Origin of the sequence: Marilutibacter maris (genome assembly GCF_006546735.2) — a bacterium.
In the GTDB taxonomy this organism is placed as follows: domain Bacteria; phylum Pseudomonadota; class Gammaproteobacteria; order Xanthomonadales; family Xanthomonadaceae; genus Marilutibacter; species Marilutibacter maris.
This window is the reverse complement of record NZ_VICD02000336.1, coordinates 1-7,258: the sequence shown is the minus strand read 5'-3', so window position 1 is coordinate 7,258 and position 7,258 is coordinate 1. Positions and strand designations below refer to the sequence as shown.

The window sequence follows — 7,258 nt, the reverse complement described above, 5'->3', positions numbered from 1 at the left end:
TCGGCGCGGTCGCCGTCCCGCTCTCGATGCGACCGCTCAACCAGCGTTGGGCGGCGCCGATCAGCTCGAAATCGCCCGGGTCCAGCAGCGGCGCCGAGGTACCGGCATGCTCGGCCAGCCACAACAGCACGGTCTGGCCGGCGCGTCCGAGATCGACATGCCGCTGCACCGGTCCGGCGCCCTGCCCGCGCGCGTCGCCGGCGATCGCGACCAGGGACCACAGCGATTGCACCCCGAACGCCGCCTGCAACATGCGATCGCGCATGAAGCCCAACGCCTGGTTGATGTTCTCGACGATGTCGCGCGCGGCCATCGCCGCCATCGGATCCACGCGTTGGGACAGGAACTCGACCAGCGCGTCGATCACGGTCTCCAGCACGACCCGCTCGCGGATGTCGCTGCCGTCGGCCTGGGCAACGATCGCCTCGCACAACGCCGCCATCAACCGGTCGAAGTACGGCGGCTCGACCGCGCGCGCGTAGATCGCGGCACGCTCGTCCGCGCTCAATCGTTCGCGACGGGCACGCCAGAAGTCGTTGATCATCCGCGCGACCGGGCCGATCGGCTGGGTGATCGCACCGCTGGCGAACAGCCCCGCGATCAGCTCGGCGGTCGGCAGCAGGCCGGCATCCTCGAGCTTGGCGGCAAAATACAGTGGCGCGGCCGCGCGCAGCCGCACCCGATCCAGGCCACCGGCCGGCCCCGGCGGCAGGTCGATCGCGCCCAGTTCGTCGAAGCCGGTGCCCGACAGCGCCAACGCCAGCGCCTTGCGCTCGCCCAGCACCGACATCGCCAGCGACAAGGAACGCAGCAGGCCGGCATGCTCATGGCCCGGGTAGAGGCAGACGTCGGCGGGCGGCGGGGCCAGGCGCATGCGCGTGCTCCGCTCAACCGCCGCTGCCGCCGGCACCGGCCGCGTTGCGGGTCGACGGGATGTAGTTGGGGTCGACCGGCGTCGAGTTGCCCTGGATCGCGGCGATCATCGCCGGCGAGGCCAGTTTCTCCATCGGGAAGTAGTCCGACTTGAAGTTGACCCGCACCTCGCCGGTCAGCTTGGCCTTCATCTCCTGCTTGGATTCGGACTCCTCGTCGACCGACGAGGACACCGTGGTCATGTGGGTCTGCACATTGGTGTTGGCGGTGGCCGCGCCGCCCCATCCGAAGTGCGCGCCGGCCACGGTGGTGTTGCGGTTGTAGCTGGTGTCGCGGTCGTACAGCGAGGCGGCGGCGCTGCGCTGGGCCTGGTCGGAAGCGCGGAAGTCGAACACCACCTTGGCATTGATCGCGCCGTCGGTGATCACGATCCGGTTGATTCCGAGGATCACCATCGACGACAGCAGCTGCTGGCGGCTGCGCGCCATCTGCATCCGCGCCGCCTGCGCCAGCCGCCCCTCCTGCTCGGGATCGGACAGGTCGGTGATCGGCTTGGCCATCTGCATTTCCTGGTTGACCCGGCCCATCACCTCCTGCGCGTTGTCTTCGTTGACCAGGGCCACGCGCGGGCCGCCGCCCTCGTCGAAACCGTCGCTGGCGGTCTCGATGCGGAAGTCGCCGGCGAAGCGGTCGACCAGCCAGTCGCGGGCGTTGTTCAGGCTGATGTTGTCGGAGGCGAACTGGTCGACGGTCTGCGAGACCGACTTGAGCAGCTCGCCGTAGGCGCGCATCTGCTGGATCGAGGCGTCGACGATGGCCTGGAACACGTTCTGGATCAGGCCACCGACGAAGGCGGGGAAGTCGACCGCGCCGATGTACTTGCGGAAGTTGGTGGCGCCCTGTTCGACCGAGCCGGCCTCGAAGTCGCTGCCGGCGAAGGTGCCGACCTTCTCCGATGCCTTGCGCTTGGCGGCGTCGACCTCGCCGGCCAGCGCGCGCGCCAGGCCGCCCTGCGGCGCCTCGTCCTTGGCCAGCACGCCGCGGCCCGGGGTCAACTCCTGCTTGGCCAGGCCGTCGGGGTTGGACATGTAGGAGGCCACCCGCACCATGTTGCGGGCCAGCTCCTGCTGCTCGGCCACCGGCAATTCGCGGAAGCCCGGCGAGGATTGCAGCAGGCGTCGCACCTGGGGCCGTACCGCGGCCAGGGTCTCGTCGTCCAGCCAGGCCGGGTTGTGGGCTGCGCGGGGCACGGGTTCGCTCATGGCGTGGGCTCCGTGGCGATTCAGGGTCGCGGCCGCGATCAGGGCGTGGCCGCCGGGGTGTTCGCCGGGGCCTCACCGGTCGCCGGAGCGGTCCCGGGTGGGGTCGGCTGCGGTCGTCCGGCCATGGTCTTGACCATGCCCGGCTGGGCGTTCATCTGGATCGCCGCGATCGCCTCCGGATTGGCCATCTTCTCCAGCGGCAGGTAGTCGCTCTTGAAGTTGACCTCGACCTGGCCGGCCAGGCTCGCCCGCGCCTGCAGCGAAGCGTCGTTCTGCAACTGCGAGGTGCTCATCATCTTGATGATCGGCTGTTCGGTGTACTTGTAGTTGCCCTTCGAGTACCAGCTCGCATCCTGACGGTCCTCGCCGCTGCCGCTGCCGCCCTCGTACTTGCGGTCGTACTCGCCTTCGTAGCCGCGGGTCTTGGCGATGTTGCCGTAGGCATCGCGCTGGTGATCCATCTTGGTCGCACTGTGGCGGTACTTGAGGTTGTCGCGGGCCTGGAAGTCGTACATCACCTTGGCCGAGATGCGGCCGTCGGTGACCACGATGCGGTTGATGCCGAGCATCACCAGGGTCGCCAGCAACTGTTGACGCCCGGTCGCGATCTGGGTACGCGCGGCCGGCACCAGCAACGCCTCGACCAGCTCGTCGTCGAGCCGGGTGATCGGCTTGTCCAGCGGCAGCGACTGGTTCAGGCGATCGATCGCGCGACGCTCGTCAACGTCCTGGCGCACGACCACGCGCGGCTCGTTGCTGGGCTGCTCGTCGCCGAAGGCGCCGAAGTCGCCCCAGTCGCCGGCCCCCATCTGCAACTGGAAGATGTCGGGGAACTGCTCGACCAGATGATCGCGGCCCTGGTTCTGGGTGGTGTTGTCGTCGCGGAACTGGTTGAGGCTCTTGGACACGTCCGCGACCAGCTTGGCGTAGGCCTCCATCTGCTGGATGGAGGAGGTGACGATCGAGTTGAACACGCCGTCGATCAGCCCGGTCACGAACTCGGGGAAGTTGACCGCCTGCATCAGCGCGCCGGCCTGTTGCACGCCGGTCTTCAGCGCGGTGCCGAACTCGGGCTGGTCCGACGCCGGCAGCGGCTCGCTGTCGTCGCCGGCGAGCGCGCGCACCTGCGGGCTCTGCTGGTGCGGCTTCAGGCGGATGCCGTCCGGCTCGGCGAGATAGCTACCGATCTGGACCAGCCCCTTGGCCAGCGCTTCGCGCTTGTCCGGCGCCAGATCCTGGAACGACTGTGCCTGCTCCAGCATCTGCCGCACCTTGCGGCGCACCGCATCGGTGGTTTCCCGGCTCGCGCCCGGGGCGGCCGCGGCGCCGCCGGCGGGTGCCGCCATCGCACGGGCCGAGGGGATTGTCTTGGGAAATATGGCGGACATGGCCTGTGCTCCGGATAGGGTGGATGCGGGTAACGGACCGGTGCGACCCGGTCCCGGACGCCCGTTGGCGCGGCGTGAGCCGCGATGAAGCGTTCATGGGAAGGTCCGGTCGCGGCTCACGCCGCTGCTGCCAGACCTCGCCAGGCATGACCTACTGCAGCGCCCGCGCCTCCTCCAGTTGCTCGCGCATCTCGAACTCGATCGGCCGCACGTACAGACTGATCCGCGCCGGCGAGTTCGGCGTCACCCGGATGCTCAGCACCGAGAAATGCCCGTGCTCGCCCGCGTCCATGCCGAACGCCTCCAGCCAGCGCGCCAGCGCGGCCAGCTGACGCGGCCGTTCGGCCAGGCCGAGCTTGAGCAGGTCGAGGAAGCGCGACGGCAGGTCGGGCAACGAGGCCAGCAGGATCTCCAGCTTCATCTCGACCCCGCCCGGGGTGTTGCGCATGCCGATCAGCACCCCGCCGGAGGGCAGCTCGAAGCGTCCGCCCAGGGCGACGCCGACGATCCGCATCAGGCTCGGCAACTGGTGGCCGATCCCGAGCCGGTTCATCAACGGCCCCAGCGCCGCCACCACCAGCGGGCCACGATGCAGGAAGGTCACCCGTTGGCTGCCGGCCTCGCGGTTGCAGCCGATCGAGGTGAAGATCGGCATCAGGCTCGGCATCTCGTTCATCGCCTGCCGGGTCAGTCGCGCCAGTGGCGCGGCCAGCGCGTCGATCTGGCTGGGCAGCAGCTCGTAGTAGATCTTGGTCGCGTACAAGCCGTCCTCGTCGAACGCGCTGCCGAACCAGGCCCCGTAGCTCATCCAGCCCAGGCCGCCGAAACCGCGCCATTCCTCGCTGCGCGAATCGAACCAGCGCAGCGCATCGCGGCCGAACACCGGACACACCAGCCGCCGCATCTCGCGGGTGGCTTCGTCGCGGCGCGCCACCGGCGAGGCTTCCGGGCCGAGCGGCTCGATGGTGAAGCGCAGCGTGCCCGGCTCGGCCTCGGAGAACGACGGCTCGTACGGCACCGCGCCCGGCGTCAGCGCATTGCGGGTGTAGGCGACGTCGTCCTCCGGCAGGCTGAAGGTGCGATCGATCAGCGAGTCCAGGTAGGGCAGCGGATCGCGCGTGCCCAGCGCGCGCGCCGCGCTGCTCAACGAACGTTTGACGTGGGCCGCCATCGGCCGTTTGCCGATGTGACTGATTGGCTTGTTCATGGCCTTGCTCCCATGACGGTGGGCCCCTCGATAAGGTGGCGGCGCGCTACAGCGGCGGCAACGCGCCGTTGAGGCTGTCGCCGATGCCGCCGGTCAGCGAATCCAGCGCCTCGCGCGCGAACGCCGGCATCTCGATCGGCTTGCTGGTGATGACCGGCGATTCCACCGGCTGCGCGAACTGCTCGACGTGGTCGTCCTGGACGCCGCCGACCGCCAGCCACTGCTCGCAGGCCTGCACCAGATCCCAGTCGTTGGGCTCGACCGTCGGCCGGTCGCTGCCGCGCAACTGCGGGTTGGTCAGCGCGGCCAGCGAAATCACCTCGCCGAAGCGGCCGCCCAGGCGCTGGTGGTGGTTGGCCAGCCAACGGATGATCACCGCGCCGGCGTGGGCCTGGGTACGGTAGCGGTGGGTATTGCGCGGACCGCCCAGATAGTTGGCGTTGACCTGGTCGATCACCTGCCAGATGTCGCGCGCGCCGAAAGCCGTGCGCAGCTCCGGATCGTTGAGCTTCTCCAGGTACTCGCGGATCATCGACTGCAGCTCGGTGGCGGCGAAATAGGCGATGCCGTAGCCGTGCAGCGACAGGTTCGCGGCCAGGTCGCGACCGGCCTTGCGGACCTGCTCCTGCGAGACCGCCACCGGGATATTGCTGCGCAACAGCCGGTCGACGGTGAGCTGGCGCGCGAACGAGGACACCGCCGACACGAAGCGCAGCCACAGGTCGTTGAACTCGCGGTTGGGCTGGTTGCCGTTGGGGTCGCCGCCGGGCGCGCCGAACACCCGCATGTACAGGTCGCGACGCTCGCCTTCGGTGATCCGGTCGACCGCGCGCTTGTAGTAGTTGAACAGGTAGTCGCCGGCCTTGCCGCGTCCCAGCGGCAGCAGTCCGGCCCGGAACAGTTCGACGATGCGCTCCACCACCTGCGGCAGATGCATCTCCTCCAGCATCCAGGAGAAGTAGATTGCCTGCACCGCATGCAGGTTCTCGCGGACGATCTCGACGTCGGTGCTCTCGTCCAGGTCCGGCAGCATGATCTCCATCGACGACGGCGGCGCACCGGCGACGACGCCGGTGTCCATGTCGTAGGCATTCTGGATCCGGCTGGCCAGCCAGGCATCGTTGGCGCTGACCTTCTCGGTGGCAAGGCGGCGCACCACCGCGGCGACGTTGCGGCCGCTGAGCGCGCAGATCGTCTCCGCCGGACTCGGCTCGAATGCGGCCAGGCTGGCGCGGATCGAGGCGGCAACCGAGGTATCGCTGGCCTCGGCCTTGGCCTCCTTGGCGGTCGCCAGCGCCTCCTTGGCCACGATCGCGGCCGCCTTGGCCTGCTCGGCGGCGGTGTCGGCGGCCTTGGTCGCCACGGTCAGCGCACGCTTGGCGGCGGTCACCTCCTTGCCGCCACGCGGGTTCGCGGCCTGGGCCGCCTCCAACTCGGCCTGCTTTTCCTTCACCACCCGGGCCAGCGCCTGGGCCGACTCCTTGGCCGCCTGGGCGGCGCGCTCGGCGTCGGCGGCACGGGTCGCCGCGCCCTGGGCGGCATTGATCGCGGCACGCTTGGCGGTCGCATGGTCGAGCATCTCGGTCCGGCTCTGCGGGTCGCCACCCGGGTCCACGCAACCGACGATGGCCGGGTCGACCAAGCCGGCGTCGATCTGCGACTTCAGACTGACCTCGTAGCGCTGGCCCAGATGCGCGAACACGGCGTCGAACAAGGCGCGATGACGACGGTACTCGCCCTGCGCGCTGCTGATCTTCTGCACGAAGTCCGGACGCGCGGCATCGGTGTAGCCGTCGATCTGCAACAGGCCGCAGATCGAGGCGATCTCGCGCTCGTTCTTCTCCAGCGGATCGAGCAGGTTGCCGATCATGCGCTGGCTGCCAAGCAGGCCGTACTCGTGGACGAAGGAATTGTCGCGACGCAGTTCGCTCCAGTCCCTCTGCTGATGGGTCGCGGCCACCAGGCGGTAGAACGGATCGATCACCACGTCGCTGCCGAGCTGCTTGCGGATCCGGGTCAGCTCCTCAAGCTGCTTGCTGCTCAGGCCGCCGCTGGTTTCGGCGGTCTTGTCGATGGTTTCGAGGACTTGCTGGCGGGCACGCAGCTCCTGGCGCTTCTTCAGCTCGCGCTCGCCCAGGTCGACCAGCAAAATGCGTTTCATGACTGTTCTCTCCTATCGGGAACGGAGTGGATCGAGCGGGCGCGACGTGCTCCTTGAGCGGCTGCCGCGGCGCCCACCGGTTCGCGGGACTTGCCTGAACTTCGTTTGCTCGCCATTGGGTATCTCCTCGGCAGCGGTGCATCGGTGTTGTCGTGCGTGGGCATGGCAACGGTTCCTGCGTTGATCAGGCCGCGACGGGCGCGGTCCGGGGTTCGGAAACGGGTTCGAGATCGTCGTCCGCGCTGGCGGCCTCGGCGGCGATGTCGCGATCGATGCGCCGGTCGAGCAGGCGCAGCGCCGCGGCCGCATCGAGCACGCCGCGACCGCAGCCGCCGACACCGGCACGGCCGAACGGCGTCGCGCTCTC

General features: G+C 69.1%; 5 protein-coding genes and 1 pseudogene. All 6 read right to left on the bottom strand.

Annotated features, from left to right (window positions below):
* A partial coding sequence (locus FKV24_RS18695; protein ID WP_141483466.1) for a hypothetical protein occupies positions 1 to 874 on the bottom strand: 874 nt, incomplete at its 3' end.
* Positions 875 to 887: 13 nt separating this feature from the next.
* Complete coding sequence (locus FKV24_RS18690) at positions 888 to 2,135, bottom strand: hypothetical protein (RefSeq protein WP_141483465.1); 1,248 nt, start codon at positions 2,133 to 2,135, stop codon at positions 888 to 890.
* Between the two features lie 38 nt (positions 2,136 to 2,173).
* Positions 2,174 to 3,523: a hypothetical protein gene (locus FKV24_RS18685; RefSeq protein ID WP_211371923.1), complete on the bottom strand. Its 1,350-nt coding sequence runs from the start codon at positions 3,521 to 3,523 to the stop codon at positions 2,174 to 2,176.
* A 151-nt stretch (positions 3,524 to 3,674) separates the two neighbouring features.
* Positions 3,675 to 4,730: a hypothetical protein gene (locus FKV24_RS18680; RefSeq protein WP_111266741.1), complete on the bottom strand. Its 1,056-nt coding sequence runs from the start codon at positions 4,728 to 4,730 to the stop codon at positions 3,675 to 3,677.
* Positions 4,731 to 4,776: 46 nt separating this feature from the next.
* Positions 4,777 to 6,891, bottom strand: coding sequence for a hypothetical protein (locus FKV24_RS18675; protein WP_141483464.1), 2,115 nt, complete (start codon positions 6,889 to 6,891; stop codon positions 4,777 to 4,779).
* A gap of 184 nt (positions 6,892 to 7,075) precedes the next feature.
* Positions 7,076 to 7,258 (bottom strand): annotated as a pseudogene (locus tag FKV24_RS19415) (S8 family peptidase); the annotation flags it as partial.

Coding starts and splice junctions, on each gene's coding strand:
- FKV24_RS18690 (WP_141483465.1), bottom strand. CDS start 2,135: ATGAGCGAACCCGTGCCCCGCGCAGCCCACAACCCGGCCTGGCTGGAC.
- FKV24_RS18685 (WP_211371923.1), bottom strand. CDS start 3,523: ATGTCCGCCATATTTCCCAAGACAATCCCCTCGGCCCGTGCGATGGCG.
- FKV24_RS18680 (WP_111266741.1), bottom strand. CDS start 4,730: ATGAACAAGCCAATCAGTCACATCGGCAAACGGCCGATGGCGGCCCAC.
- FKV24_RS18675 (WP_141483464.1), bottom strand. CDS start 6,891: ATGAAACGCATTTTGCTGGTCGACCTGGGCGAGCGCGAGCTGAAGAAG.